This is a genomic window from Dechloromonas sp. HYN0024, assembly GCF_003441615.1.
GTDB lineage: Bacteria > Pseudomonadota > Gammaproteobacteria > Burkholderiales > Rhodocyclaceae > Azonexus.
Map to the genome: position 1 here is coordinate 960,851 of NZ_CP031842.1, position 25,492 is coordinate 986,342.

Consider the following 25,492-nt stretch of genomic DNA (forward strand, 5'->3'; position numbering starts at 1 on the left):
TCCTTAGCGGTCGCTGAGATCGAAGTAGCGGACTTCGTAACCGCGATCCTTGTAGAACTTGACGCGGTCCCTGGCGGCGGCGCGGTCATTTTCTTCCTGACCGACGACTTCGATCAGGCTCTCGAAGCGTGAAAAGCCGGGCGGGATTTCCTGGCTCAGGTTCATCAGTCGCTCGTCTTGTGGGATTGACTCGAGATTGTCGGTGATCAAGATTGGCGTTTCGGCAGCGAGTGGTGAATCGGCCCGGCAGTGCGGTACAAAACTCAGTGCAGAATGCGTCCATAGCGTGCGGTCGACACCGCTGGCGACGGCGTTATCGAGCGCGTAGACCAGCATTGGCTTTTTCTTGGCATAGGCCCCGCTGAGCAAGGCGCAGGCGGCGGCGATCTTGTCTGCCGCGCCATGGTAGAAGAAAACCTGGGTCAATTGAGCTTGCCTGCCCGTTGCAGCAGGTAATGCATCAGCAGGGGAACAGGCCGGCCGGTAGCACCTTTGCTGGCACCGGATTTCCAGGCGGTGCCGGCGATGTCGAGATGTGCCCAGTCGTATTTCTTGGTGAACCGGGATAGGAAGCAGGCGGCAGAAATGGCACCGCCCCAGCGCCCCCCGATGTTCGCCATGTCGGCAAACGGACTTTTCAGGAGTTCCTGGTAGTCATCCCAGAGGGGCATGTGCCAAGCCCGGTCATGCGACTCGTCACCGGCATCGAGGAGTTCGCGGGCCAGGCCATCCTTGTTGGAAAAGAGGCCGCTGGCGACGTTGCCGAGGGCGACGACACAGGCCCCGGTCAGGGTGGCGACATCGATCACCGTATCCGGATCAAAACGTTCGGCATAAGTCAGCGCGTCGCACAGGATGAGACGGCCTTCAGCATCGGTATTGAGGATTTCGATGGTCTGGCCCGACATTGAAGTGACGATGTCGCCCGGCCGGGTTGCCTTGCCATCGGGCATGTTTTCGGTAGCTGGAATGATTACGGTCAGATTGATTGGCAAGGCCATCCGGGCCACCGCCTGCATGGTGCCAAGAACGCTGGCGGCACCGCACATGTCGTATTTCATTTCATCCATTTCGGCGCCCGGCTTGAGCGAAATGCCGCCGGTGTCGAAAGTGACACCCTTGCCGACTAGAACCACAGGCTTTTCGGATGCCTTGCCGCCCTTGTGGCTGAGCACGATGAGTTTGGGTGGCTGGTGCGAGCCATGCGCCACGGCAAGCAGGGAGTGCATGCCGAGCTTTTCCATGTCGGCGCGGTCGAGAATGTCGCAGCCAAGTTTGAACTCCTTGGCCATCGCCTGCGCCTGTTCGGCCAGGTAGGTCGGGTGGCAGATATTGGGTGGCAGGTTGCCCAGGGTCTTGGTCATAGCGACCCCTTCGCCAATGGCCAGGCCCTGATTCAGTGCTTCCTCGGCGGGCGTCAGCTCATTGCGCCGCTCGACGCAGAACGTCAGTTTGCGCAAGGGGCGCCGAACGTCTTCCTTCTTGCTCTTGAACTGCTCGAATTTGTAGGTTGAATCCAGTGCGGCCAGCGTTGCCTGGCGGATTCGCCAGCCAATACTGCGTTTCTTGACGGAAAGTTCGGTGAGAAAGATGGATGCATCAAAGGCGCCGGTTTCATTGAGGACTTTGACCGTCGTGCTGATTGCCGTGTTGAATTCTTTCTCGCGGAAGTCTTTTTCCTTGCCGAGACCGACGAGCAGGATGCGGTCGCAGAGCGTGCCGGGAACGTTGTGCAGGAGCAGGGTGGTGGCCGATTTTCCTTCCATGTCGCCACGCCTGATGAGGTCGGTGATGTAGCCTCCGGATGCCTTGTCGAGAAGTTCAGCCGACAGGGTGAGTTTCCTCGATTCGAATATGCCGACAACGACGCAGGCGCTGCGTTGCTTTTCCGGGCTGCCACTTTTTATGCTAAATTCCACAAGCTGCTCCTGATCAGGGAAATATCAGTTTCCGAGGGATTATCCTCGCATTTTTTCGGTTTCGTCAAAGCATGATATTCGAACGTGCCGCCCGGCGCGAATTTGCTCAGGCAGCCGCCGGCATTAGTGTTGCACTGCTGGCCATCCTGGCTTCCATCCTGTTGATCCGGCTCTTGAAAGAGGCAGTCGGCGGACGCATTGTGCCCGAAGCAGTTGCTTCGCTGCTGGGTTTCGCCTTGTTGAACATGATGCCGCTTGTTCTCAGCCTGATGCTCTTCGTGTCGATTCTGCTGACTTTGTCGCGAGCCTACCGCGATTCCGAAATGGTGGTCTGGTTCTCCTGCGGCTTGCCACTCACTGCCTGGTTGCGGCCGGTGCTTGTTTTTGCCCTGCCGTTTGTTCTGGTCATTGCTGCACTGGCGGGTTTCCTGTCACCCTGGGCCAATATGAACACGGCCGAGTATCGACAGTTGCTGTCGGTGCGTAGCGATGTTTCCCAGGTTTCGCCCGGTGTTTTCCAGGAATCCAAGGCGGGCAAGCGGGTTTTCTTTGTCGAAGCGATGGCCGAAGGGGAGGCTGCGCTCGGCAATATCTTCGTTGCCAGTTTTCAGGATGGCAAGCTGGGCGTCGTGGTGTCCGATCAGGGATATCAGGAGTTTGCCGCCAACGGCGACCGCTTCGTGGTTCTCGAGAATGGCCGTCGTTACGAGGTCGAGCCCGGATCGGCAAAATACAGGGTGATGGAGTTCGAGCGCTACCGGGTGCGTACCGAGGATGGTGAGGCCAAGCCTGCCGAGGCCTTGCCCAATCGCCTGTCGATGTCTGATCTGCTCAAGGAGGACAGCGACAGGGCGCGTGGCGAACTGCTCTGGCGTATCGGCATACCGGTCTCGGCCCTGATTCTGGCCCTGCTGGCCATTCCTCTTTCCTATGTCAATCCACGGGCTGGCCGTTCGGCCAATATGTTGATTGCCGTCCTGATTTACGCCATCTACAGCAATCTGTTATGGGTGGCGCAGGCTTGGGTCGCTCAGGGCAAGCTGTCGTTCTGGATTGGCGTTTGGGCCATTCACGCCATCATGCTGGTGCCGCTGGTGTTGCTGTTTTATCGCCGCATTGCCGTGCGCATGCCGTGGCAGTGGAGGTCCGGTGTTTAAGCTCAATACCTATCAGCGCTATCTGATGCGGGAGGTTCTCGCGGCAGTGCTGCTTGTCCTTCTGGCCTTTTTGGCCTTGTTCAGTTTCTTCAATTTTGTCGACGAACTGCGTAACGTTGGCCGGGCGGACTACACGGCCGGGCGGGCGGCACTGTTCGTGGCGCTCGGCCTGCCAGGGTTAGTCTATGAACTGATTCCGATTGCCGCGCTGATCGGTACGCTGTACGCGCTGTCGACCCTGGCCCGCCATTCGGAACTCACAGTTCTGCGGGCTTCTGGCCTGGCGACTTCCGATCTTTTGATCACCCTGTTTCGGGCGGCAGCGCTGCTGGCCTTGCTGACCTTTGTCTTTGGCGAGGTACTGGTCCCCTTTAGCGAGCGACTTGCCCAGGATATCAAGGCCAAGGCACTCAGTAAGGTGGTGGCACGCGGGGGGCTGGAAAGTGGCTTGTGGATCAAGGATGGGCGCAGCTTCATCAATATTCGCAAGGTCAATCCGGATGCTTCGCTTGAGGGCGTAAGAATTTACCGTTTTACTGCAGAAAATGCCCTGGAGTCGGTAACGGAGGCGGCAGCGGGGCGCTTTCAGTTGCCCGACCAGTGGCTGCTCAAGGGCGTCCAGAAAACCGTTCTGGCGGCCGATAGGTCGCATGTCGAATCGAGTGATGAGATGGCCTGGCAGTCGGCAGTCAACCCGGATCTTCTGTCGATTTTGACGGTGGCGCCGGAGCGCATGTCGCTTTACGGTCTGTATAACTACAACCGCCATCTGGTGGAAAACAGGCAGAAAGCCGAACGCTATCAGATTGCCCTGTGGAAGAAACTGGTCTATCCGCTGACCGCGCTGGTCATGGTCGCCCTGGCGCTGCCTTTCGGCTATTCGCACGACCGGGTGGGCGGTGTCAGCCTGAAGATTTTTGCCGGGGTCATGATGGGCATACTTTTCTACGCCCTCAATGGCCTTTTCTCGAATCTTGGGGTGATCAATTCGTGGCCGCCATTCGCCAGTGCAACGGCACCTGCGGCCCTGTTTTTGTTGGCGGCAATGTCGATGTTGTGGTGGGTCGAGCGGCGTTAATTGCTGACGCTGATGATCCGGGTCCCGGCGATGCGGTCATGCAGGAACTGGCCGTCCTTGTCGAAAAGCGCCCAGAAAATACCGATCCCGAAGAGCAGGATGCTCGGCCACGCGGCCAGATAGCGCAGAACCGCCTGCAAAGGGCGCAGCGCAGTGCCCTCGGCTGAGATCAGGCGAAGTTTCCAGGTTTTCATCGGCAGGGTTTGTCCACCATTGAGCCAGCACCAGACAAAATAGGCCAGCAGTAACAGGACTACATGCAGCCAAAGCATCCGTGGCGCTAGCTCGAAATGGAATCCCGAGAGGACGATTTGCGGTAGCAGAAAGCCGATCAACAGGATCGAAAAAACGACCAGACCTTCGTAAAGCAGGCAGATCAGGCGACGCCTGATGCCGGTGAGTGGGGTCGCCATCAGCGCTTGTTGGTGTCGGAGGAAGCAGAGATCGGGCTTGATACGCCTTCCGCGGTTGCGGCTGACTCTCCGGGGTGGGCTGAATCGACAGATGGGGTCAGCAGTTTGGAGGATTTTCCGCCTTCACGAAGCCGCTGCTGCTGTTCCGGGGGCAGATTGGTGTAGGCATCCCACTTTTGTTTGACAACCTGCTTCTGATCGGCCGGCAACTGGTTGAAGTCCTTGTATGAACTTCTCACCTTGGCGCGTTGCTCGGGCGTCAGATTGGCCCATTCGCGCATGCGTTCCTGCATGCGTTGCTGCTCGTCCTGCTTCATGGTCGGATAACGTTCGGCAATGCCCAACCATTTTTTTCGACGGATGTTCTCCATCTTGTCCCAGTCGCTGGCGAGTGGGGAAAGGATGCCTTGCTGCTGCGGATTAAGCTGACTCCAGCCGGGTTGCGGCGGCGTTCCAATTATTACCGTAGTCGGAGGTTCGGCGGCAATGGCGGCAGTCAGGGCAAAACAGAGGATTACTCCTCCGAGGAGTCGTCTTTTAACCATTCGAAGAAGTCGTTATCCAGGAAAGCATCGGGAGGAAGGTCATCAGTGAGCAGGGCGCTATCTACATCTTGCAGTTCGGTCACGTACTGGACACTATGCCAGTAAAAGGAGATCCACATGCCAAATAGCAGGGCTGCCACGGCAAGAACTTGCTTGAGATAGGGAACGTAGGGGCCCATCCGGAAAGATAGGGTGCCTGCGCTAGCCAGCGCCATTTGCGGCACGGCCTGCTTTTGCTTGGCCAGCGCCAGATGGCGGGCAGCCTCCAGTCGCCGCGAGGCAGCAGGCTGGATATCTTTCAATCCATAATTCAGCGCTTGCCGAATACGATATGCGTAACGTTCTTCGTTCATAGTTTTATGCCTCTTGCCGACAGGGCGGCTGCCAGCGCGTGAGTGGCGCGCGAGCAATGGGTTTTTACGCTGCCTTCTGAGCAGCCCATCGCCGCTGCGGTTTCGGCGACGTCCATGTCTTCCCAATAACGCATGAGGAAGGCTTCCCGTTGACGTGCTGGCAGCTTTTTTATTTCGTCTTCGATCAGATTGAGTGTTTGCGCCTGTTGCAGCTGGCTTTCCGGTGTTCGTGGCCCGGCATCGTCTTCGTCCGCGGCGAGGGTTTCCAGCGGGTCGTGATCATCGTCGTCATCCGGCGAGAAGGCCGAGAGCAGGGTGGTCCACATCGAGCGAACCTTGCTCCGCCGGTAGTAGTCGCGGATGGTGTTCTGCAGGATGCGCTGGAAGAGCATCGGGTACTCTTCGTCGGGGCGGTCGCCGTACTTTTCCGCCAACTTGAGCATGGCATCCTGAACGATATCCAGGGCGGCGTCTTCATCGTGCACGGCGAACATCGCCTGTTTGAAGGCGCGGCGTTCGACAGATTCAAGAAAACTGGAAAGTTGTTGGGGGGATGACAGGGTCGTCTCTTCCGAAAGTTCTTGAGCATTATAGGGAAATACCGGGAAACCTTGACCGAAAATGGTCGGTCGATTAAGGTTACGCCCTTTTAAGCAATAGCTTTTTTGGGCTCAAGAATGATGATCAGCGGTGCAGAAATTGTAATCAGGTGCCTGCAAGAAGAAAAGGTCGATTGTGTATTCGGTTACCCCGGTGGTTCCGTTTTGCACATTTACGACGCGCTTTTCAAGCAGGATCAGGTCAAACACATTCTTGTTCGCCATGAACAGGCAGCTGTGCACGCGGCTGATGCCTACTCGCGCTCTTCGCAGCGCGTCGGCGTCGCCCTCGTGACCTCCGGTCCTGGCGTGACCAACACGGTGACCGGTATTGCCACGGCCTACATGGACTCCATTCCGATGGTCGTGCTGACCGGCCAGGTGCCGTCGTTCTACATCGGCCAGGATGCTTTCCAGGAGTGTGATGCGGTCGGTATCACCCGGCCCTGCGTCAAGCACAACTTCCTGGTCAAGGATGTCAAGGATCTGGCCGTCACCATCAAGAAGGCCTTCCACATCGCTTCGACCGGTCGTCCCGGCCCGGTGGTCGTTGATATCCCCAAGGACATCACGGCCCAGATGTGCGAATTCGATTACCCGAAGACGATCCAGATGCGTTCGTACAACCCGGTGGTCAAGGGGCATCTTGGACAGATCAAGAAGGCCGTGCAGATTCTGCAGGAAGCCAAGCGCCCGATCATCTATACCGGGGGTGGGGTTATTCTTTCCGATGCCGCCGAGCAACTGACCCGTCTGGCCCACAAGCTGAATTTCCCGGTGACCAATACCCTGATGGGCCTGGGCGGCTATCCGGCGACCGACAAGCAGTTCGTCGGCATGCTCGGCATGCACGGCACCTTCGAAGCCAATAACGCCATGCACTACGCCGATGTGATTCTGGCCATCGGTGCCCGCTTCGACGACCGCGTCATCGGCAACCCCGAGCATTTTGGCGAAGAGAAGCGCCGGGTTATCCATATCGATATCGATCCGTCGTCGATTTCCAAGCGGGTCAAAGTCGATGTGCCTATCGTCGGCAATGTGCCGGACGTGCTCGAAGAAATCATGAAGCTGATGGATGGCGGGTTCAAGACCGATCCGGATGTCGCCAACTGGTGGAAGCAGATCGACGAGTGGCGCGGCCGCGAGTCGCTGCGCTACAAGCAGGCCGAACACATCATGCCGCAGTTCGTCATGGAAAAGCTCTACGAAGTCACCGGCGGCAATGCCTTCGTGACTTCGGACGTCGGCCAGCACCAGATGTTCGCTGCCCAGTACTACAAGTTCGACAAGCCCCGTCGCTGGATCAATTCCGGTGGTCTGGGCACCATGGGTGTCGGCCTGCCGTACGGCATGGGCGTGCTCATGGCCAATCCGGATGCGCAGGTTGCCTGCGTCACCGGCGAAGGCTCGATCCAGATGTGTATCCAGGAACTGTCGACCTGCAAGCAGTACGGCTTCCCGATCAAGATCATCAACCTCAACAACGGCATGCTCGGCATGGTCCGCCAGTGGCAGGAAATGTTCTATTCCAAGCGCTACTCGCAGTCCTACGTGACCTCGCTGCCCGATTTCGTCAAGCTGGCCGAAGCCTACGGTCACGTCGGCATGAAGATCGAAAAGCCGGAAGACGTCGAACCCGCCTTGCGCAAGGCCTTCACCGAGCACAAGGATGATCTGGTGTTCATGGACTTCATCATTGATCCGGGTGCCAACGTCTTCCCGATGGTGGCGGCCGGCAAGGGATTGACCGAAATGATCCTCGCTGAAGATCTGTAAGCGGGGAGAGGAAAAACTATGCAGCGACACATCATTTCCATCCTGATCGAAAACGAATCGGGTGCACTTTCCCGCGTGGCCGGGCTCTTCTCGGCGCGTGGCTACAACATTGAATCGCTCACCGTGGCACCGACGGAAGATCCCTCGCTGTCCCGGATGACCATCCTGACTTCCGGCTCCGACGAGGTGCTTGAACAGATCACGAAACAGCTCAACAAGCTGATCGACGTGGTCAAGGTGGTCGATCTCTCCGAAGCTGCTCATGTCGAGCGTGAACTGATGCTGATCAAGGTTCGCGCCACCGGCAAGGACCGTGAAGAGATGAAGCGGATGGCCGATATTTTCCGTGGTCGTATCATCGACGTCACGGAATCGACCTATGTCATCGAGTTGACCGGCGCAAGCTCCAAGCTCGACTCCTTCATCGCCGCGCTTGATGCCGGCCTGATTCTCGAAACCGTCCGTACTGGTGTCTGTGGCATCGGTCGCGGCGATCGTATTCTAAAAGTTTAACTATCTGTACATAAAGAGGATTTCATGAAAGTTTATTACGACAAGGACGCCGATCTCTCCCTCATCAAGGGCAAGAAGGTCACCATCGTTGGTTACGGCTCGCAGGGCCATGCTCACGCCCAGAACCTCAAGGATTCCGGCGTCAAGGTCACGGTTGGCCTGCGCAAGGATGGCGCTTCCTGGAAGAAGGCCGAAGCGGCCGGTCTCAAGGTTGAAGAAATCGCCAAGGCCGTCAAGGGCGCCGACGTGGTCATGATCCTCCTGCCGGACGAAAACATTCCGCAGGTGTACAACGAAGAAGTCGCCCCGAACCTCAAGAAGGGCGCTGCCTTGGCCTTCGCACACGGTTTCAACGTGCATTACAACCAGGTCGTGCCGCGCGCCGATGTGGACGTCATCATGGTCGCCCCCAAGGGCCCTGGCCACACCGTGCGTTCCGAGTACCTCAAGGGTGGCGGCGTGCCGTCCCTGATCGCGGTGTACCAGGACGTCACCAAGAAGGCCAAGGACATCGCCCTGTCCTACGCTGCTGCCAACGGCGGCACCAAGGGTGGCGTCATTGAAACCAACTTCCGCGAAGAAACCGAGACCGACCTCTTCGGCGAACAGGCTGTTCTGTGCGGCGGCGCCGTCGAACTCGTCAAGATGGGCTTCGAAACCCTGACTGAAGCCGGCTACGCGCCGGAAATGGCCTACTTCGAGTGCCTGCACGAACTCAAGCTGATCGTCGACCTGATGTACGAAGGCGGCATCGCCAACATGAACTACTCGATCTCCAACAACGCGGAGTTCGGCGAGTACGTGACCGGTACGGAAGTCATCAACGAGCAGTCGCGTGCTGCCATGCGCAATGCCCTGAAGCGCATCCAGAACGGTGACTACGCCAAGATGTTCATCCTCGAAGGCCGTACCAACTACCCGGCCATGACGGCTCGCCGTCGCCTCAATGCCGAGCATCCGATCGAGACCGTCGGTTCGAAGCTGCGCGACATGATGCCGTGGATCAAGAAGAACAAGCTCGTCGACCAAACCAAGAACTAAGGTTGTCGCGGGCTCGGTAGCGCGTCGTTGCTTACGCTTTCCGTACTAACGTACTGTCTGCGCATGCGCGCCTAGCGCTACCTTCGCTTTGGGCGGTGTGGGTTTATCCCTCACCGCCCAAGTTGTTTGAGGGATAGGTGTATCCTTGCACCATTCTGGATGACTCTATAAGCCAATGACCGAACTCAAACCCCGTAAATCGCTGTTCAATCCGGAAATCAAGCGGCGCGGTATTTACGTGCTGCCCAACCTGTTCACCACGGCAGCCCTGTTTGCCGGCTTCTTCGCCATCGTGCAGGCGATGCAGGGTGACTTTGCCCGGGCCGCGATGGCTATTTTCGTGGCCATGGTCCTTGACGGACTCGATGGTCGTGTGGCCCGCCTGACCAATACCCAGTCGGCTTTCGGGGCCGAATACGATTCGCTGTCGGACATGGTCAGTTTCGGTGCCGCACCGGCGCTTGTCATGTATGAATGGGCCTTGCGCGACATGGGGCGCCTGGGCTGGATCGCTGCCTTCATCTATTGTGCCTGCGCAGCGTTGCGTCTGGCCCGCTTCAACACGACCCTGGAAGTCATGGACAAGCGCTATTTTCAGGGTCTGCCGTCGCCGGCGGCAGCCGCGCTGGTGGCCGGGCTGGTCTGGGTGATGATCGAGACTGGCGTGGCTGGTAATGATGTGCGCTGGTTTGCCTGCGGGCTGACCTTGTTTGCCGGCCTGACCATGGTTTCGAATATTCGCTTTTACAGTTTCAAGGACGTCAATCTTAAAAAGAGCGTGCCTTTCTTCGTGATTGCCGCCATTGCCCTGGGTTTTGCCCTGGTCGCCTATAGTCCGGAAATTGCCATGTTCGGCTTCTTCGTCATTTATGGTCTGTCGGGTTATGTTCAGGCCGCGATTGGCTTGCTCAAGCGCAAAGCCTCGTAGTTCGGAGTATTTATGAAACAGCATCTGGTTATTTTCGACACCACCCTGCGTGACGGCGAGCAAAGTCCCGGCGCCTCGATGACGCGGGAAGAGAAGATTCGCGTTGCCCGTCAGCTCGAAAAAATGCGCGTCGATGTCATCGAGGCCGGTTTTGCCGCCGCATCCCCCGGTGATTTTGAATCGATCCAGGCGATCGCCCATGCCATCAAGGATTCGACCATCTGCTCGCTGGCCCGCGCCAACGAAAACGACATCCTGCGCGCCGGCGAGGCCATCAAGCCGGCCAAGTCGGGGCGTATCCATACCTTCATCGCCACGTCGCCGATTCACATGGAGAAGAAGCTGCGCATGTCGCCCGACCAGGTGGTGGAGCAGGCCGTCAAGTCGATTGGCTGGGCTCGCCAGTACACCGACGATATCGAGTTTTCGGCCGAGGATGCCGGTCGTTCGGAAATCGATTTCCTCTGCCGAATTTTCGAGGCTGTGATCAAAGCCGGGGCGACCACCATCAATGTGCCGGATACCGTGGGCTATGCCATTCCCTTCCAGTACGCCGACACCATCCGCCAGCTGATCGAGCGTGTGCCGAATGCGGACAAGGTGGTGTGGTCGGTGCATTGCCATAACGATCTCGGGCTGGCTGTCTCCAATTCGCTCGCCGCCGTGCTGGCCGGCGCTCGGCAGGTCGAATGCACGATCAATGGGCTGGGTGAACGGGCTGGCAATGCTGCCCTCGAGGAAATCGTCATGGCGGTGCGTACCCGCCCCGATGTTTTTTCGCTCGAAACCCGTATCGATACAACGCAGATCGTTCCCGCTTCCAAGCTGATTTCGCAGATTACCGGCTACCCGGTGCAGCCCAACAAGGCCGTGGTCGGCGCCAATGCCTTCGCGCACGAGTCGGGCATCCACCAGGACGGCGTGCTCAAGCATCGCGAAACCTACGAAATCATGCGCGCTCAGGATGTCGGCTGGTCGCAGAACAAGCTGGTGCTCGGCAAGCATTCCGGCCGCAACGCCTTCAAGAGTCGCCTGCAGGAACTGGGTATCGAGCTGGAAAGCGACGAGGCCGTCAATGCCGCCTTTGCCCGCTTCAAGGAACTGGCTGACCGCAAACACGAGATTTTTGATGAAGACTTGCATGCGCTGGTCTCCGATGAGGTCGTCACGCCAGACCAGGAGCACTACAAGCTCCTCTATTCGCATGTCTGTTCGGAAACCGGGGAGATGCCCCACGCCAAGGTCATCCTGAGTGTCGGCGGTGTTGAACAAAAGGGTGAAGCGGGGGGCGGCGGGCCAGTTGATGCTACCTTCAAGGCCATCGAAAGCATCGTCAATAGTGGCGCGCAGCTGATGCTGTATTCAGTCAACGCGATTACTACCGGCACCGATGCTCAGGGTGAGGTGACGACCCGTCTGACCAAGGGCGAGCGTGTGGTCAACGGCAATGGAGCGGATACGGATATCGTCATCGCTTCCGCGCGTTCCTATCTGAATGCCCTGAACAAGCTGCATTCGGCCCTCGATAAGGTGAAGGCACAGGGCGACGTCTGATCCTGTCGGCACTCCCGCCAAAAGCCGCCTCAGTTTTGCTAGGCGGCTTTTTCTTTGGGGGGGCTGCCGCGGGTGGCGCGGACGAAGAGGATGGTCAGGACGAAGAGGAGCGTCGCGAGGATGGTTTCACCGATGGCCAGTTGCTGGCTCAATCCTTGGTCGCTGGTGGCGCGGAGCAAACCTTCCATCAGGTAAAACTGGATGAATAGTGACAGCCACTTGTAGGTGTAGCGCTTGCCGCGCAGGATGCCGAACAGCGGGACAAGCAGAAACGCCCCTTTCAATACCATCCACGAGCCGCCCGGCCGGAGCGGTGCCAGCCAGCCTTCCCAGGCCAGGCAGAGGAAAATCAGCGCGATCAGGCAGGCACTGGCGGAAATCTGGTAGCGGGTGGCGGATGTCAAGGTTGGCTCAGTTTTTTGGCGAGGTTGGCTAGCCGCTGGCCCTGGACAAAAGCCAGGCGACTCTCTGCTTCGGTCAAGGCCGGGCTTCCGGTTGGTCCGGCTACATGGCTCGGCCCATAGGGCGTGCCGCCAGCGCTGGTCGAAGAAAGTTCGGCTTCGGTAAAGGGCAGGCCGGTGATCACCATGCCGTGGTGCAGGAGCGGAAGCATCATCGACAGCAGGGTGCTTTCATTGCCGCCGTGCTGGCTACCGCTGGAGGTAAAGACACAGGCCGGCTTGTCGACCAGCGTGCCGTTCTGCCAGTCGGCAATGGTGCCATCCCAGAAATATTTCATCGGTGCCGCCATGTTACCGAAGCGAACCGGGCTGCCCAGGGCCAGACCGACGCATTCATCAAGGTCGGCCAGTTCGACATAGGGCGCACCAGACTCCGGCACTTCCGGGGTGGTGGCTTCGCAGGTGGTCGAGACACGGGGAACGGTGCGCAGGCGGGCCTGCATGCCGGGGACTGACTCGATGCCGGCGGCAATCCGTTCGGCCAGGGCGCGAACCGAGCCACGGTGGCTGTAATAGAGGACGAGTATATCTTGCATGGTCGGCTATTATACTGCCCCATGCCAAACCCCTCCCGAACTCGTCGCGGCCATGCGCCGCAGCCACGGACCGTCGGTATCTTTCGCCGCTTTCTCAGCGAGAACATGATGCAGACCAGTGCTGCGCTGGCGTTCACGACCCTGATGGCACTGGTGCCTCTGGTCGCCGTTGTGTTGTCAGTGGCGGGTGCGGTGCCCTATCTCGATCTGCTGGTTGCCCGCCTCGATCTGTTGATTCGCGAGGCCTTGCTGCCGCCAGGTGCCGCCGGGGCTATTGCCGGCAACATCGGAAAATTCTCTCATAAGGCGCAGAACCTGACGCTGGCCGGTATCGCCGTGCTCAGCGTCACGGCATTCTTGCTCATGCATACCATCGAGCGGGCCTTTAACCACCTCTGGCATGTCGAGCCGCGTCCCTTGCTCGATCGCCTGCGTCTCTATGCATTTGTTATGGCTGTCTGGCCATTTGTGCTGGGGGCGGTGGCCGGTGCCATGTCCTTTGCCGTGACGACCTCGCTGGGCTGGTTCGACGAGCCGATCTGGTTTCGTCGCTTTGCCCTGAAAGCCGTGGCCGTGCTGATCCTAGGTCTGTTCTTCTCGTTTCTCTATTACGCCGTACCGAATGCCCAGGTGACGCGGCGTGCAGCGCTGGCCGGTGGTGTTTTCGCAACGCTGGCATTTTCGCTCATGCAGAAGTTTTTCGAGAGTTTTCTGGTTAGCTCGGCCATGCTCAAAAGCATCTATGGTGCCTTTGCCGCCTTTCCGGTATTTCTCGTCTGGCTTCACCTGTCGTGGGCGGTAGTCTTGTTTGGCGGGCTGATTGCCGCCAGTATCAAGCGTCCGGCAAAACGTTGAAGATTTCGATGGCGCTGGTTTGTTCGTCCAGACTGGTTGATTGAACCTCTCGGATTTCCAGGTTATCGGCCTCAATCACGACAACGATGCGCCGTGTGTTTTCCCGCAGCAGACCGGCCGGTAATACCAGCGATTGGGTTGGGCGAAGGGGGGGGGCCGAGGGCAGCATCAGGGCGGCGACGTTGCCTGAATCGAGGGCGTAAGCATGCGCGACCTCAACGGCCATGGCCTTGGGGGCGAGTATTTGCAAGCCCAGTTCAATGTGCTCAGGATTTTCCGAGACGGCCCAGCGAATGATGCAGACATGCCAGGTCGGCGTTGCTTCGGCGTGGTCCCCCAGTGCTTGCAGTGCAACGATGTCACCCACCCGGAGGTGGCTGGTGTTGCCTGACATATGCATCATCGAGTAGCCGTCAGGGCTTTCGTTGATGACCATCCATTCGCTGAGTTCCTTTGGCGTCTCCAGCGATTTCATCAGATGCCAGAGATTGCCCAGGCCGGAGCAGAGGTTAGCGCGATAGGACTGGCGGCGCCGCGAGAAACGCCGTTTGCTCGGGTGGCCCCAGAGACGATTGAGGCGCAGCAAAGTACTCGGACCAATGGGCGTGTCGGCGAATGGTGGCAGGCCGAGTGTTTCCGCCGGAACCCCCTGGAGGAGCTCGGTACGTAGCTTGAGTGCGGCTTCGGCGATGCTGTCGCAGGCAAAATAGAGCACCTTGGCATCGGGGGGCGGCGTGCGCCGGATCAAGGCATTGGCAGGAAAGTCCCGGTCCGGATCAATCCAGAAAATCCCGTCGCGGTTGAGTGGCGGGGCTTCCAGAAAGGCAATGTCGGGGGTGGTGCACTCTATGAAGCTACCGATAAACTCCAGCTCCATGGCCGAGAAGGCGGCCGGTTGCGCGGTCGCAGCCAGCAGGATGGCCGTGTAGATTTGTCGGATGCTCCCCGAGTCTTGCGGTCCGGGTGTGTCTTCAAGGCCGAGTCGGCGGGCTGTTGAAAATGCCGAGTGCAACTGTTGCCAGAGACCAGAGGGCGGCGGCGCGGCGATTAAATGGGAGATGCGTACTTGCCACGCGATGGTGTCCATGGCGCGACGCAAAGAGGTATGGGGGGTGCGCGGCGATACTTCGATTTCCGGGTCGAAAAGCTCAGCCAGCGTGTTGAAATAATCCTGAGTGAGTGTTTCCAGAACGTCGAGCAGGATGCGGACATGCTGACGCTGCTTGCGCGAAATCGGTAAGGAAATTTCTTGCAGGCGCGGCAATTCGGCATTGGCGATACGTTCTGCCTGACCAAAAAGCAGATCAAGTAGTTTGAGACGCTGGAAATTGGGAATAGGCGTGTCGCGCAACAGCAGAAGCTGACGATGCAGTTGATCGGCATCGCCGGAGCCGGTTCGGCCATGCGTCAAGGCTAGCCATTCAAGAATGCGCTTGACGCTGGCTTCGGCAGCGGAAGGGGAGTTGTGCTCGGATGCGCTAATCGTCATCCACGCAGAATAACAAAAATTTACACTTTCGCCATTGGTCCAGCGCATGCATCTCGGGTAGTTTTGTGCCGCACGTGGATTTCCCGATTCCTAAGTGGCTTGTTTTTCCTTGATAAAGCGCTATAATTCCGGGTCTTTTTTCCAGCTAACGAAAGTATTCCAATGGTTGTTATCCGTCTTGCCCGTGGTGGCGCCAAGAAGCGCCCGTTCTACAACATGGTTGTTACCGATTCCCGCAATCGTCGTGATGGCCGTTTCGTTGAGCGTATCGGCTTCTACAACCCGGTTGCTTCCGGCAATGCAGAATCCCTGCGTGTTGCCGTCGACCGTCTGGCCTACTGGCAGAGCAATGGCGCCCAGCTGTCGCCGACCGTTGCCCGTCTGGTCAAGCAGCACGCCGCTCAACAAGCTGCCTAAGTTATTGTTTTGACCGGCAACGATATCGTCGTATTGGGTCGGCTGGCCGACCCCTACGGGATTCAGGGCAGGCTTTGGTTGTACCCCTTTGGTGACGATCCGCTGGCCTGGGCAGAAATGCCTGTCTGGTGGATTTCCCGAGAAGGCGAGCCGTGGCGCGAATGCAGGCTGAAAAGCCTGAAAGCCCACGGCAACGGTCTGGTCGTGCTGTTGGATGGTGTCGCCGATCGTTCCACCGCCGAATCGATGAAGGGTGTTCTGGTCGGGGCGCCGCGTGAAGCGTTGCCGACGACCGACAAGAATGAGTTTTACTGGACTGATCTGATAGGTCTGGAGGTTGTCAATTCGGCTGATGAGCGGCTCGGCAAGGTGGTCGGTTTGATCGAAACCGGTGCCAATGCCGTGTTGCGCGTGCTCGGCGATGACCAGGTCGAGCGTCTGCTGCCGTTTGTTTCGGCCGTGGTGCTGGCGGTAGAGAAGGAAGCCGGGCAGATTCGAGTGGAGTGGGGCAGCGACTGGTGATCCGGTTCGATTGCATCACCCTCTTTCCGGAGATGTTTGCGGCAGTAACGGAGAGTGGCATTACCCGTCGGGCGCTGGAAGAACAGCGCTGGGGGTGGCAAGGCTGGAATCCTCGTGATTTCGCCGAGAACACCTGGCGGCGGATCGATGATCGCCCTTTTGGTGGTGGGCCAGGCATGCTCATGCAGCCAGGGCCGCTCGAAAAGGCGATTGCTGCAGCCAAGGCGCAGCAGCGCGAGGCAGGGCTGGCCAAAAGCCGGGTCATCTACCTTTCGCCGCAGGGCGCACCGCTCACCCATGAAAGGGTGATGCAACTGGCGACTGGCGATGAAGGGCTGATCCTTCTTTGTGGCCGCTATGAAGGAATTGACGAGCGTCTGATCGAACGCTGTGTTGATGAAGAAATTTCGATCGGAGATTTTGTGCTTTCCGGTGGCGAGTTGCCGGCCATGGCGTTGATTGACGCCGTTGTCCGCCAGTTGCCGGGGGTACTTGGAGATGCCGCTTCGGCGGTGGAAGATTCGTTTGTCGGTGGTTTGCTCGATTGTCCCCACTACACCCGCCCGGAAGTTTACGAGGGCGCGGCAGTGCCGGAAGTTTTAATGTCGGGCGACCACAAAAGAATTCGTCGCTGGCGGCTCAAACAGTCGCTGGCCCGAACCCGGAAGCGCCGGCCGGATTTACTGGCGCACCGCAGTCTGACTGCGGAAGAAGCGCAACTCCTCACGGAAATCGTCGGAGAGGAGCAATGCGGTGAGTAAGTGTTTATAAAATTTAAGGATCTCACATGAACCTGATTCAACAGCTGGAACAAGAAGAAATCGCCCGTCTGGGCAAGACCATTCCCGACTTCGCACCGGGCGACACCGTTGTCGTTCAGGTCAAGGTCAAGGAAGGTAACCGCGAGCGTCTGCAGGCTTACGAAGGCGTCGTTATCGCCAAGCGTAACCGCGGCCTGAACTCTGCTTTCACCGTTCGCAAGATCTCTTCCGGTGAAGGCGTCGAGCGTACTTTCCAGTCCTATTCGCCGCTGGTCGCTTCCATCGAAGTGAAGCGTCGTGGTGATGTCCGCCGCGCCAAGCTGTACTACCTGCGCGAGCGTTCTGGCAAGTCGGCACGTATCAAGGAAAAGCTGGTCCGCAAGGAAAAGCCGGTCGCCGCTGCATAAGCGATTTTTCCGGACCCAAAAAAAGGCAGCCTCGGCTGCCTTTTTTATTTTACATGACCCGTCCTGAATGAAGTTGACACCTTTTTTTGTAGAAAAGGGGAAGTCAGATGGAATCAGGGATTAAGCGGACGCAGCGAGACTACACGCTGACTTTTAAACGGGCGGTAGTTGAGCAGGTAGAAAAAGGCGAACTTAGCTGCAGACAGGCGCAAGATCGCTATGGCATTCAAGGGAAATCGACGGTCTTGGCCTGGTTGCGAAAACACGGTCGCCAGAACTGGGATGCGATGGCACACTACGGTCGCATGAGTGACCCAACCCAATCAGTGACGAGCCTGACTCCGGAACAGCGGATCAAGGAACTGGAAGTCCAGCTCAAGGAAGCGCGGGAGAAATCCCAATTCTTCGAGGCGGTTATCGACGTTTTGAAGAAAGACTACGGAGTCCGCGTCGTAAAAAAGCCTGTGGGCAAGTCCTCACGCAAAAGTCCGTTGAAGGGCTGAGTGTATCGAGGGCTTGCCGCTATATGGGAATCAGTCGGCAGGCGCATTACCAGTGGCAGCACCGTCGGGCGCAAGATGAGGTCAAGTACGAACGAGTTCTGGAACAGGTGAAGACCAAGCGCTTGCGTCAGCCCCGTTTGGGAACGCGCAAGCTGCATCACTTACTTGGCCCGACGCTGGCGGCGGAAGGCCGTGGCCTTGGGCGCGATGCCTTGTTCGATCTGTTGCGTTGGAATCGCCTGTTGGTGCCAACCAAGCGGGCATATCACAAGACGACCGACAGCCACCATCGTTTCCGGCGACATCCCAACTTGCTCAAAGCCGGTCCGGAGCAAATTTGTCCCGAAGCGAGTGAGCAGGTTTGGGTCGCCGACATTACCTATCTGCCCACCCGAGAACGCTGCGCCTATTTGAGCCTGATCACCGATGCCTATTCCCGCAAGATCGTCGGTTACCACGTCCATGACAGCCTGCACACAGCCGAGGTAAGCCAGGCCTTGAAGATGGCACTGAAAGGACGCAGGGGAAATCAGGCGCTGATCCATCATTCGGACAGGGGTATTCAATACTGCTCGAATGAGTATCAGGCCATTCATCGCAAAAACGGCCTGATTTGCTCAATGACGGACGGCTACGACTGTTATCAGAATGCTCTCGCGGAAAGGGTCAATGGCATTTTGAAGCACGAGTTCCTACTTCAGCAGCCCAGCGACCTAAATCAAGCACGGCACATGGTCAGTCAATCCATCGCCATCTACAACCAGGAGAGGCCGCATTTGTCGCTACAATTAAAAACGCCCGATGAGGTTCATCGGGCATCTTTGCAGGCCAGTAATTAGGCTGGCCTATCCGTCGAAACAGGTGTCAACCTGGATCAGGACGGGTCACTTGAATTTGGAAACTGTACCTTTGTGCAATATGCATATGTGTTCGCCAAAGATATGATTTGGTTTTTATTATTCATGTCATTAGCATTAAAATTGCCAGCAATAAGGTCGTTGCAACGGTTTCTAATATTTTCGGTAAAGTCTACGCCAGTAACGCTGATGGCATGTTAGGTAGCCTCAATGCTGGAGATGCCATCTACGAAGGTGAGTCGGTCGTCAGCAGCGATGGTGGGCTGGGCATTATTCATCTGGCTGACGGTCGAATTATGACGTTTGTCTCGGGCGAGGGGGAGGTTTCTGAACTGCGTGCTGATCGCCATCTAGCTGTTGAATATCTCAAGGCAGCCATGGAGTAGCTAGACAATCCGGATAACCGCTCCGCTGGTCTGCTTGCGTTACGGAAAGTTGCAGAAGCCTATGGCGGCCTAGCTGCCGTAGCTGCCGCAGCAGGCATTAGCCGGGAAGTCCTCTATCGAACGCTATTGCCCACGGGCAATCTAACCCTGAAAACCTTGCTAGCTCTGTTAAAGACAGTGGGTCTCCGTCTTTCAGTCGAGTCTGAAAAACAAGCACATTTCTTAATTTGGCGGAAATCGATCAAGCCAATCTCACTGGCCGACTTAGGTCACTAATACGGTTGGCGACAGCAAGAATGGGCGATCAAATCCCCATTCTTGATTTGCCAGTGGCCTCGATTTACGGGTGAGCCGGCGGGCGCGTCTTGTCGTTTTCGATCAGGGCGTAGGCCGAGTGATTGTGGATCGACTCGAAGTTCTCCGACTCGACGACATAGGCGTCGATGCGGGTTTCGGCGTTGAGGCGGGCAGCGACGTCGCGGACCATGTCTTCGACGAACTTGGGATTGTCGTAGGCGCGCTCGGTGACATATTTCTCGTCCGGGCGCTTCAACAGGCCGAACAGTTCGCAGGAGGCTTCCTGTTCGACGAGCTGGACGATTTCCTCGATCCACACGAAATCATTGGTGCGCGCGGTGACGGTGACATGCGAGCGCTGATTGTGCGCGCCGTATTCGGAAATTTTCTTGGAGCAGGGGCACAGGCTGGTGACCGGTACGACGACCTTGACCGAGGTGGCGATTTCGCCGTGGCAGATGTCGCCGATGAAGGTGACATCGTAGTCCATCAGGCTCTGGACGCCCGAAATCGGTGCCGTCTTGTTGATGAAGTAGGGGAAATTCATCTCGATATGGCCGGTTTCGGCTTCGAGCTTGGCGACCATGTCGCGCAGCATGACCGGGAAATTTTCGACCGAAATCTCGCGTTCGTGGCTGTTGAGAATCTCCACGAAGCGCGACATGTGGGTGCCCTTGAAATTGTGCGGCAGGCCGACATACATGTTGAACATGGCGATGGTGTGCTGGACGCCGGTCGATTTATCCTGAACCTTGATCGGGTGGCGGATCGACTTGATACCAACCTTGTTGATGGCGATGTGGCGGGTGTCGACGGTGTTCTGGACGTCGGCGATAGGGCTGTTCGGGGTGTTCATGAGCTGTTCTTCAGTAAATTATTATGGGTTGGTCCGGCGACGCACGCTGCGCACAATACCGTCCTTGTCGAGGCCAAGTTCGGCCAGTAACTGGCCTTGTTCGCCGTGGTCGATGAAGCGGTCGGGCAGGCCGAGGCGCAAAACCGGCACCGACAAACCCCGTTCCGCCAGCACGCGCTCGATTTCCGAGCCAGCACCGCCGATCACAGCGTTTTCTTCGACGCTGACGAGCAAGGAATGGTTCCCGGCTAGTTCGACAATCAGTTCGATGTCGAGCGGCTTGATGAAGCGCATATTGACCACAGTGGCGTCGATTTCCTCGCCAGCGGCCAGCGCAGCGGGGACCAGACTGCCGAAGGCGAGCAGTGCGACATCCTTGCCCCTCCGGCGAATTTCACCCTTGCCGACGGGCAGAGTCTCGAGATCGGCCGTGGGTACCTTGCCCGTGCCGCTGCCGCGCGGGTAGCGCACCATGCTCGGGCAGTCCAGGGCGTAGGCGGTGGACAACATCTGGCGACATTCTGCTTCGTCGGCCGGTGCCATGACCACCATGTTGGGGATGCAGGTGACGAAGGACAGGTCGAAGGTGCCGTGATGGGTCGGGCCATCGGCACCCACCAGACCGCCGCGGTCGACTGCGAAAATGACCGGCAGGTTCTGAAGGGCGACGTCGTGCACCAACTGGTCGTAGCCGCGTTGCAGGAAGGTCGAATAGATGGCGACAACCGGTTTCAGCCCTTCGCAGGCGAGGCCGGCGGCAAACGTCACGGCGTGCTGCTCGGCGATGCCGACATCGAAATAACGGTCGGCATGCTCGGCCGAGAAGCGCACCATGCCTGAACCTTCACGCATGGCCGGGGTAATGCCGACGAGGCGGGAGTCAGCCTTGGCCATGTCGCACAGCCAGTCGCCGAAGACCTGCGTATACGTCAGTTTGGCCGTGCCCTTGGCCGACTGGATGCCATCGCAGGCGGCAAACTTGCCAACGCCGTGATAGAGGATGGGATCGTTCTCGGCCAGCTTGTAGCCCTGCCCCTTCTTGGTGATGACGTGGAGAAACTTCGGTCCCTTGAGTTTCTTGAGGTTTTCCAGCGTCGGGATCAGGGCGTCGAGGTCATGGCCGTCGATCGGGCCGTAGTAATGAAAGCCGAATTCTTCGAACAGGGTGCCCGGCGCAATCATGCCCTTGACGTGTTCCTCGGCCCGGCGCGCCAGTTCGAGCAGGGGCGGGGCAAAGCCGAGCATGTGGCGGCCGGCTTCGCGGGCGACGTTGAAGGTCTTGCTTGATGTCAGGCGGGTGAGGATGTTGTTGAGCGCGCCGACCGGCGGCGAGATCGACATTTCGTTGTCGTTGAGGATGACCAGCATGTCTGCATCGGCGACGCCGGCGTTGTTCATCGCCTCGAAGGCCATGCCGGCCGACATCGCGCCGTCGCCGATGATGGCGATGGCCTTGCGGTCCTCGCCCTTGTGTTTGGCAGCCAGTGCCATGCCGAGGGCAGCCGAGATCGAGGTAGACGAATGGCCGACGCCGAAGGTGTCGTAGGGGCTTTCACTGCGTTTCGGAAAGCCGGAAACGCCGCCGTGCATGCGCAGTCGGTCCATGCCCTCACGGCGGCCAGTGAGCACCTTGTGGGCGTAGCACTGGTGGCCGACGTCCCAGACCAGGCGGTCGTCCGGGGTGTTGAAGACTGCATGCAGGGCAATGGTCAGCTCGACCGTGCCGAGGTTTGACGACAGATGGCCGCCCGTTTTCGACACCGAGTCGATGAGGAAGGCGCGCAGTTCGGTCGCCAGCTGCGGCAATTGCTTGCGGTCCAGTCGGCGCAAATCGGCCGGACTGTTGATGCTTTCAAGCAGACGGGATGCGGTCATTAGAATTGCCGATGGCAGATGAAATCGGCCAGTTGGGTCAGGCGGGCTGCCCGCTCGCCGAAAATTGAGAGGGCGTCGAGCGCGTCACTGCGCAGTTCGTCGGCGTAGGCGCGGGCGGCATCGAGGCCAAGCAGGCTGACGTAGGTCGGCTTGTCAGCCGCTTCGTCCTTGCCGGCCGTCTTGCCGAGCGTGGCGGTGCTCGCCGTGCAGTCGAGAATGTCGTCGACGACCTGAAAGAGGAGGCCGGCGCGCTTGGCGAAGCGGTCGAGATGGCTGCGTTCTTCAGCCGACAGTGGCCGGCCGGCGAGGGCGCCGAGCATGACTGCGGCACGGATCAGCGCCCCGGTCTTGAGGGCGTGCATCAGTTCCAGTTCGGGCTGGTTCAATGGTTTGCCAACCGAAGCAAGATCAATGGCCTGGCCGCCAGCCATGCCGCGCGAACCGCTAGCGTGGGCAAGCAGGGCGATCATTTCGAGTTGCTGTTTCGGCTCACCGATGGATTGGCTGGCCAGCAGTTCAAAAGCCAGTGTTTGCAGGCTGTCGCCAACAAGCAGGGCGGTCGGCTCGTCAAATTCGACGTGACAGGTCGGCCGGCCACGGCGCAGCACGTCGTCGTCCATGCACGGCAGATCATCGTGGACCAGCGAGTAGGCATGGATCATTTCCACCGCACTGGCAACGATATCAAGCTGGTCAGGAGCTGCGCCGGTCAGTTCGCCTGCGGCATGGGCGAGCAGGGGGCGGACACGCTTGCCGCCACCGAGCGTGGCATAGCGCATGGCTTCGTGCAGGCGGGCGGGAATGCTGTCACTACCCGGTAGAAATCGGGCAAGGGCTGCTTCGGCGCGGTCCTGGGTTGCGGCCATCCAGGCAGAAAAGGGGGCGGTGCTCACAAGGTACCCAATGTCTTTTGGTCGACATCCCGGAACTCGCCGTTTTCGAGCACGCGGATCTGTTCCTCGGCATCGGTGAGCTGGGCCTGACAGTGTTTCATGAGTTCCATGCCGCGCCGGTACGCGGCGATCGAGGCTTCAAGTTCGAGCTTGCCGCCTTCCATGCTGGAGACGATGTTTTCGAGTTCGGCGAGTGCCGTCTCGAATTTCATGTCGGCAATGGGTGTTTGAGCCATGTCTGGGGCGATCAAGGAAACACGCGAAAATACCCCATCAAGGGGCGCGAGGTCAAATATCGGGGTAAAATACAACCCCTTTTTTAACCCCCCGCTGGAGCTTTGGAATGTCCGACATGGCGACTCTGTCCCGGTTGGCCCCCGCAGTTTCCCAACTGCCGGTGGACTGGTATTTCGACGAAAATATTTTTGAGCTGGAGAAAAAGCTCATCTTCGATGCCGGTCCGAGCTATGTTGGCCACCAGTTGATGGTGCCCGCAGCGGGAGATTATCGTTCGCTCGAATGGAAAGACCACGGCCAGATGCTGCTCAATGGCGGCAGCGAGGGGCCGAATGCCGGTAACTGGCAGATGTCGAACGTCTGTCGTCACCGTCAGGCCATCATGTTGCAGGGCTCGGGTACGCTCAACGGGCCGATTGTCTGCCCCATCCATCGGTGGACCTACGATACCGGTGGCGAGTTGATCGGCGCCCCGCATTTTCCCCAGAATCCCTGCCTCAACCTGAACAAGGCCAAGCTGGAAAACTGGAACGGTCTGCTCTTCAAGGGTCCGCGTTCGGCCAATGCCGACCTGGCCGGCATGAAGGTCGCGCCGGAACTCGATTTCACCGGCTACAAGCTCGATCACGTCGAGATGCACAAGTGCAACTACAACTGGAAGACTTTCATTGAGGTCTATCTTGAGGATTACCACGTCGCACCCTACCACCCCGGCCTCGGCAATTTTGTCACCTGCGACGACCTGACCTGGCAGTTCGGTGACTGGTATTCGGTGCAGCGCGTCGGCATTACTTCATTGCAGAAATCCGGCTCCAAGGCGTATGAACGCTGGCAGAAGGCGGTCCGCGACATCTACGGGGCCGAAGGCAAGACGCCGGAACATGGTGCCATCTGGCTGACCTACTTTCCCAACATCATGGTCGAGTGGTATCCGCATGTGCTGGTCGTGTCGACCCTGATTCCGCAAGGTGTGAACAAGACGCTCAACGTTGTCGAGTTCTACTACCCGGAAGACATCGTCGATTTCGAGCGCGATTTCATCGAAGCCGAACGCGCCGCCTACATGGAAACCGCCATCGAGGACGACGACATCGGCGAACGCATGGACCGCGGCCGCTACGCGTTGATGAAGGAAGGGCGCAACGAGGTCGGGCCGTACCAGAGCCCGATGGAAGATGGCATGCAGCATTTCCACGAGTTCTACCGGCGGATCATGCAGTCGGCGATCGAAACGCGGTGATTCGTTTTTTGACGCAGAGAAGTAGCGTTCGGCAGTATTTGATTTTCTCTTCGTCTCTGCGATTAACCGTCTCCGCGTTTAACTCGTTTTGGTAAAGCTGTAGATGCAATCCCTGTGGATGATCGCCGCCAGTTTTCTCTTCGCCTGCATGGGCGTCTGCGTCAAATTTGCCGCGCAGACCCATTCGGCGGTGGAGATCACTTTCTACCGCAGCTTCATCTCCTTGATCCTGATGTACGGCCTCGTTCGCCTGCGCGGCGTGCCGCTGGCGACACCGCATCTGCGCTGGCAGATCACCCGGGGTGCCGTCGGCTTCATGGCGCTGTTCGCCTATTTTTACGCCATCACCCTGTTGCCGCTGGCGACGGCGGTGACGCTCAACTACACCTCGGCCATTTTTCTCGCTCTTTATCTTGGCTTTGCCGGTATGCAACTGCGCAAAGGCATGATGGGGGCGCTGGTGCTAGGGCTGGTCGGTGTCGTCATGCTCCTCAAGCCCACCCTGCATGCCGATCAACTGGTCGGGGGCCTGATCGGCCTCGGCTCCGGGGTGATGGCCGGTATGGCCTATTTCAGCGTGCGCGAACTGGGGGCGCGTGGTGAACCCGAAATGCGCACGGTTTTCTATTTTTCGCTGGTGTCGTCGATGGGCGCCGGTAGCTGGTTGCTGTTCAGTGAGGTACATACGGTCGACCTCAAAAGCGGCCTGCTCTTACTGGGCGTTGCCTGCTTCGCCACGGTCGCCCAACTGGCCATGACGCGCGCCTATACCCGTGGCAAAACCCTGATGTCGGCGGCGCTGGCCTACAGTACGGTGATTTTTTCCAGCCTCTTCGGCATGGCCTTCTGGGGCGAGGTTCTGGATGCCTCGGCCTGGGCAGCGATTGCCCTGATCATCCTATCCGGCATCGCGGCTACGCACTTTTCCCGCGCCAGCCCGGTCGAACAGGATTAGACTAGTCGCTAGTTGTTAGTCGGTAGCTGTTAGCCAGTCAGGGCGGACCTTTTGAGCGTATTGCCA

Annotated in this window: 30 protein-coding genes; 17 read left to right on the forward strand and 13 right to left on the reverse strand. The window is 58.4% G+C overall.

Annotated features, from left to right (window positions below; all coding sequences use genetic code 11):
- Window positions 1–3: 3 nt before the first annotated feature.
- Window positions 4–426, reverse strand: coding sequence for a DNA polymerase III subunit chi (locus HYN24_RS04655; RefSeq protein ID WP_117608175.1), 423 nt, complete (start codon window positions 424–426; stop codon window positions 4–6).
- Window positions 423–1,919: a leucyl aminopeptidase gene (locus HYN24_RS04660; RefSeq protein ID WP_117608176.1), complete on the reverse strand. Its 1,497-nt coding sequence runs from the start codon at window positions 1,917–1,919 to the stop codon at window positions 423–425. The genes HYN24_RS04655 and HYN24_RS04660 overlap by 4 nt, the downstream gene beginning before the upstream one ends.
- 71 nt (window positions 1,920–1,990) lie before the next feature.
- Between HYN24_RS04660 and lptF the strand changes: the two genes are divergently transcribed.
- Window positions 1,991–3,076, forward strand: a complete 1,086-nt coding sequence (gene lptF / locus HYN24_RS04665; protein ID WP_117608177.1) for an LPS export ABC transporter permease LptF — start codon at window positions 1,991–1,993, stop codon at window positions 3,074–3,076.
- Complete coding sequence (lptG, locus tag HYN24_RS04670) at window positions 3,069–4,154, forward strand: LPS export ABC transporter permease LptG (RefSeq protein WP_256372104.1); 1,086 nt, start codon at window positions 3,069–3,071, stop codon at window positions 4,152–4,154. Before lptF ends, lptG begins: the two co-directional genes overlap by 8 nt.
- On the opposite strand, the gene HYN24_RS04675 is transcribed toward lptG, so the two are convergent.
- From HYN24_RS04675 to HYN24_RS04690, 4 genes are read right to left on the reverse strand one after another with little or no spacing between them, the layout of a single operon-like run.
- Window positions 4,151–4,567, reverse strand: coding sequence for an RDD family protein (locus HYN24_RS04675; protein WP_117608178.1), 417 nt, complete (start codon window positions 4,565–4,567; stop codon window positions 4,151–4,153). The genes lptG and HYN24_RS04675 overlap by 4 nt on opposite strands.
- Window positions 4,567–5,112 carry a DUF3106 domain-containing protein gene (locus HYN24_RS04680; RefSeq protein WP_117608179.1) on the reverse strand — a complete coding sequence of 182 codons (546 nt, stop codon included), beginning with the start codon at window positions 5,110–5,112 and terminating at the stop codon, window positions 4,567–4,569. The genes HYN24_RS04675 and HYN24_RS04680 overlap by 1 nt, the downstream gene beginning before the upstream one ends.
- Window positions 5,082–5,465 (reverse strand): DUF3619 family protein, encoded by a 384-nt coding sequence (locus tag HYN24_RS04685; RefSeq protein ID WP_117608180.1) that lies wholly within the window; start codon window positions 5,463–5,465, stop codon window positions 5,082–5,084. Before HYN24_RS04685 ends, HYN24_RS04680 begins: the two co-directional genes overlap by 31 nt.
- The gene (locus tag HYN24_RS04690; RefSeq protein WP_240327767.1) at window positions 5,462–6,088 is read right to left on the reverse strand and encodes an RNA polymerase sigma factor; all 627 of its coding nucleotides are present in this window, start codon (window positions 6,086–6,088) and stop codon (window positions 5,462–5,464) included. The genes HYN24_RS04685 and HYN24_RS04690 overlap by 4 nt, the downstream gene beginning before the upstream one ends.
- A 54-nt stretch (window positions 6,089–6,142) precedes the next feature.
- On the opposite strand from HYN24_RS04690, the gene ilvB reads away from it, so the two are divergent.
- The 5 genes from ilvB to HYN24_RS04715 all read left to right on the forward strand — a co-directional run bounded on the left by ilvB (window position 6,143) and on the right by HYN24_RS04715 (window position 11,879).
- Window positions 6,143–7,843 carry a biosynthetic-type acetolactate synthase large subunit gene (gene ilvB, locus HYN24_RS04695; RefSeq protein ID WP_117608182.1) on the forward strand — a complete coding sequence of 567 codons (1,701 nt, stop codon included), beginning with the start codon at window positions 6,143–6,145 and terminating at the stop codon, window positions 7,841–7,843.
- A gap of 18 nt (window positions 7,844–7,861) precedes the next feature.
- Window positions 7,862–8,356, forward strand: coding sequence for an acetolactate synthase small subunit (gene ilvN, locus HYN24_RS04700; protein ID WP_117608183.1), 495 nt, complete (start codon window positions 7,862–7,864; stop codon window positions 8,354–8,356).
- Window positions 8,357–8,380: 24 nt separating this feature from the next.
- The gene (gene ilvC / locus HYN24_RS04705; RefSeq protein ID WP_117608184.1) at window positions 8,381–9,397 is read left to right on the forward strand and encodes a ketol-acid reductoisomerase; all 1,017 of its coding nucleotides are present in this window, start codon (window positions 8,381–8,383) and stop codon (window positions 9,395–9,397) included.
- 175 nt (window positions 9,398–9,572) lie between these two features.
- Window positions 9,573–10,325 carry a CDP-diacylglycerol--serine O-phosphatidyltransferase gene (gene pssA / locus HYN24_RS04710; protein WP_117608185.1) on the forward strand — a complete coding sequence of 251 codons (753 nt, stop codon included), beginning with the start codon at window positions 9,573–9,575 and terminating at the stop codon, window positions 10,323–10,325.
- A gap of 12 nt (window positions 10,326–10,337) precedes the next feature.
- Entirely contained in the window at window positions 10,338–11,879 is a 1,542-nt protein-coding gene (locus HYN24_RS04715) for a 2-isopropylmalate synthase (protein ID WP_117608186.1), read from the forward strand.
- Between the two features lie 38 nt (window positions 11,880–11,917).
- Here HYN24_RS04715 and HYN24_RS04720 read toward each other — a convergent pair whose 3' ends face one another.
- On the reverse strand, window positions 11,918–12,283 hold the full coding sequence (locus HYN24_RS04720) for a DUF2069 domain-containing protein (RefSeq protein WP_117608187.1): 366 nt from the start codon (window positions 12,281–12,283) through the stop codon (window positions 11,918–11,920).
- Window positions 12,280–12,876: an NAD(P)H:quinone oxidoreductase gene (gene wrbA / locus HYN24_RS04725; RefSeq protein ID WP_117608188.1), complete on the reverse strand. Its 597-nt coding sequence runs from the start codon at window positions 12,874–12,876 to the stop codon at window positions 12,280–12,282. Before wrbA ends, HYN24_RS04720 begins: the two co-directional genes overlap by 4 nt.
- 21 nt (window positions 12,877–12,897) lie before the next feature.
- On the opposite strand from wrbA, the gene HYN24_RS04730 reads away from it, so the two are divergent.
- Window positions 12,898–13,731: a YhjD/YihY/BrkB family envelope integrity protein gene (locus HYN24_RS04730; RefSeq protein ID WP_117608189.1), complete on the forward strand. Its 834-nt coding sequence runs from the start codon at window positions 12,898–12,900 to the stop codon at window positions 13,729–13,731.
- Here HYN24_RS04730 and HYN24_RS04735 read toward each other — a convergent pair.
- Window positions 13,709–15,220: a hypothetical protein gene (locus HYN24_RS04735; RefSeq protein WP_117608190.1), complete on the reverse strand. Its 1,512-nt coding sequence runs from the start codon at window positions 15,218–15,220 to the stop codon at window positions 13,709–13,711. The two genes, HYN24_RS04730 and HYN24_RS04735, sit on opposite strands and share 23 nt — an antisense overlap.
- A 162-nt stretch (window positions 15,221–15,382) precedes the next feature.
- Here HYN24_RS04735 and rpsP point away from each other — a divergent pair, with 162 nt between their 5' ends.
- The 7 genes from rpsP (at window position 15,383) to HYN24_RS16345 (ending at window position 19,349) form a co-directional block, all read left to right on the forward strand.
- Entirely contained in the window at window positions 15,383–15,637 is a 255-nt protein-coding gene (rpsP, locus tag HYN24_RS04740) for a 30S ribosomal protein S16 (RefSeq protein ID WP_117608191.1), read from the forward strand.
- Between the two features lie 9 nt (window positions 15,638–15,646).
- Entirely contained in the window at window positions 15,647–16,159 is a 513-nt protein-coding gene (rimM, locus tag HYN24_RS04745; protein WP_117608192.1) for a ribosome maturation factor RimM, read from the forward strand.
- Window positions 16,156–16,920: a tRNA (guanosine(37)-N1)-methyltransferase TrmD gene (gene trmD, locus HYN24_RS04750; RefSeq protein WP_205421439.1), complete on the forward strand. Its 765-nt coding sequence runs from the start codon at window positions 16,156–16,158 to the stop codon at window positions 16,918–16,920. The genes rimM and trmD overlap by 4 nt, the downstream gene beginning before the upstream one ends.
- Before the next feature lie 26 nt (window positions 16,921–16,946).
- Window positions 16,947–17,327 carry a 50S ribosomal protein L19 gene (gene rplS, locus HYN24_RS04755; protein WP_117608193.1) on the forward strand — a complete coding sequence of 127 codons (381 nt, stop codon included), beginning with the start codon at window positions 16,947–16,949 and terminating at the stop codon, window positions 17,325–17,327.
- A gap of 107 nt (window positions 17,328–17,434) precedes the next feature.
- A protein-coding gene (locus tag HYN24_RS04760) for an IS3 family transposase (RefSeq protein ID WP_371413228.1) occupies window positions 17,435–18,669 on the forward strand; the annotation gives its coding sequence in 2 pieces (ribosomal slippage) (window positions 17,435–17,780 and window positions 17,780–18,669; 1,236 coding nt in all).
- Between the two features lie 107 nt (window positions 18,670–18,776).
- Entirely contained in the window at window positions 18,777–19,073 is a 297-nt protein-coding gene (locus HYN24_RS16090) for a hypothetical protein (RefSeq protein WP_240327733.1), read from the forward strand.
- Window positions 19,074–19,103: 30 nt separating this feature from the next.
- Window positions 19,104–19,349: a hypothetical protein gene (locus tag HYN24_RS16345; RefSeq protein ID WP_371413243.1), complete on the forward strand. Its 246-nt coding sequence runs from the start codon at window positions 19,104–19,106 to the stop codon at window positions 19,347–19,349.
- Window positions 19,350–19,413: 64 nt separating this feature from the next.
- On the opposite strand, the gene folE2 is transcribed toward HYN24_RS16345, so the two are convergent.
- From folE2 to xseB, 4 genes are read right to left on the reverse strand one after another with little or no spacing between them, the layout of a single operon-like run.
- Window positions 19,414–20,226, reverse strand: a complete 813-nt coding sequence (gene folE2, locus HYN24_RS04770) for a GTP cyclohydrolase FolE2 (protein ID WP_117608195.1) — start codon at window positions 20,224–20,226, stop codon at window positions 19,414–19,416.
- A 21-nt stretch (window positions 20,227–20,247) separates the two neighbouring features.
- On the reverse strand, window positions 20,248–22,101 hold the full coding sequence (gene dxs, locus HYN24_RS04775; RefSeq protein WP_117608196.1) for a 1-deoxy-D-xylulose-5-phosphate synthase: 1,854 nt from the start codon (window positions 22,099–22,101) through the stop codon (window positions 20,248–20,250).
- Window positions 22,101–22,994, reverse strand: coding sequence for a polyprenyl synthetase family protein (locus HYN24_RS04780; RefSeq protein WP_240327734.1), 894 nt, complete (start codon window positions 22,992–22,994; stop codon window positions 22,101–22,103). Before HYN24_RS04780 ends, dxs begins: the two co-directional genes overlap by 1 nt.
- The gene (xseB, locus tag HYN24_RS04785) at window positions 22,991–23,230 is read right to left on the reverse strand and encodes an exodeoxyribonuclease VII small subunit (protein ID WP_117608197.1); all 240 of its coding nucleotides are present in this window, start codon (window positions 23,228–23,230) and stop codon (window positions 22,991–22,993) included. Before xseB ends, HYN24_RS04780 begins: the two co-directional genes overlap by 4 nt.
- Window positions 23,231–23,337: 107 nt before the next feature.
- Between xseB and HYN24_RS04790 the strand changes: the two genes are divergently transcribed.
- Together HYN24_RS04790 and HYN24_RS04795 are read left to right on the forward strand one after the other, a co-directional pair.
- Window positions 23,338–24,471, forward strand: a complete 1,134-nt coding sequence (locus HYN24_RS04790) for an aromatic ring-hydroxylating dioxygenase subunit alpha (RefSeq protein ID WP_117608198.1) — start codon at window positions 23,338–23,340, stop codon at window positions 24,469–24,471.
- A gap of 103 nt (window positions 24,472–24,574) precedes the next feature.
- Entirely contained in the window at window positions 24,575–25,426 is an 852-nt protein-coding gene (locus HYN24_RS04795) for a DMT family transporter (protein ID WP_117608199.1), read from the forward strand.
- The last annotated feature ends 66 nt before the right edge of the window (window positions 25,427–25,492 follow it).

What these genes read in the sequence shown, in the direction of transcription:
- lptF (WP_117608177.1), top strand. Translation starts at nt 1,991, where the DNA reads ATGATATTCGAACGTGCCGCCCGGCGCGAATTTGCTCAGGCAGCCGCC.
- HYN24_RS04675 (WP_117608178.1), bottom strand. Translation starts at nt 4,567, where the DNA reads ATGGCGACCCCACTCACCGGCATCAGGCGTCGCCTGATCTGCCTGCTT.
- HYN24_RS04680 (WP_117608179.1), bottom strand. Translation starts at nt 5,112, where the DNA reads ATGGTTAAAAGACGACTCCTCGGAGGAGTAATCCTCTGTTTTGCCCTG.
- HYN24_RS04685 (WP_117608180.1), bottom strand. Translation starts at nt 5,465, where the DNA reads ATGAACGAAGAACGTTACGCATATCGTATTCGGCAAGCGCTGAATTAT.
- ilvB (WP_117608182.1), top strand. Translation starts at nt 6,143, where the DNA reads ATGATGATCAGCGGTGCAGAAATTGTAATCAGGTGCCTGCAAGAAGAA.
- ilvN (WP_117608183.1), top strand. Translation starts at nt 7,862, where the DNA reads ATGCAGCGACACATCATTTCCATCCTGATCGAAAACGAATCGGGTGCA.
- ilvC (WP_117608184.1), top strand. Translation starts at nt 8,381, where the DNA reads ATGAAAGTTTATTACGACAAGGACGCCGATCTCTCCCTCATCAAGGGC.
- pssA (WP_117608185.1), top strand. Translation starts at nt 9,573, where the DNA reads ATGACCGAACTCAAACCCCGTAAATCGCTGTTCAATCCGGAAATCAAG.
- HYN24_RS04715 (WP_117608186.1), top strand. Translation starts at nt 10,338, where the DNA reads ATGAAACAGCATCTGGTTATTTTCGACACCACCCTGCGTGACGGCGAG.
- wrbA (WP_117608188.1), bottom strand. Translation starts at nt 12,876, where the DNA reads ATGCAAGATATACTCGTCCTCTATTACAGCCACCGTGGCTCGGTTCGC.
- HYN24_RS04730 (WP_117608189.1), top strand. Translation starts at nt 12,898, where the DNA reads ATGCCAAACCCCTCCCGAACTCGTCGCGGCCATGCGCCGCAGCCACGG.
- HYN24_RS04735 (WP_117608190.1), bottom strand. Translation starts at nt 15,220, where the DNA reads ATGACGATTAGCGCATCCGAGCACAACTCCCCTTCCGCTGCCGAAGCC.
- rpsP (WP_117608191.1), top strand. Translation starts at nt 15,383, where the DNA reads ATGGTTGTTATCCGTCTTGCCCGTGGTGGCGCCAAGAAGCGCCCGTTC.
- rplS (WP_117608193.1), top strand. Translation starts at nt 16,947, where the DNA reads ATGAACCTGATTCAACAGCTGGAACAAGAAGAAATCGCCCGTCTGGGC.
- folE2 (WP_117608195.1), bottom strand. Translation starts at nt 20,226, where the DNA reads ATGAACACCCCGAACAGCCCTATCGCCGACGTCCAGAACACCGTCGAC.
- dxs (WP_117608196.1), bottom strand. Translation starts at nt 22,101, where the DNA reads ATGACCGCATCCCGTCTGCTTGAAAGCATCAACAGTCCGGCCGATTTG.
- xseB (WP_117608197.1), bottom strand. Translation starts at nt 23,230, where the DNA reads ATGGCTCAAACACCCATTGCCGACATGAAATTCGAGACGGCACTCGCC.
- HYN24_RS04790 (WP_117608198.1), top strand. Translation starts at nt 23,338, where the DNA reads ATGTCCGACATGGCGACTCTGTCCCGGTTGGCCCCCGCAGTTTCCCAA.
- HYN24_RS04795 (WP_117608199.1), top strand. Translation starts at nt 24,575, where the DNA reads ATGCAATCCCTGTGGATGATCGCCGCCAGTTTTCTCTTCGCCTGCATG.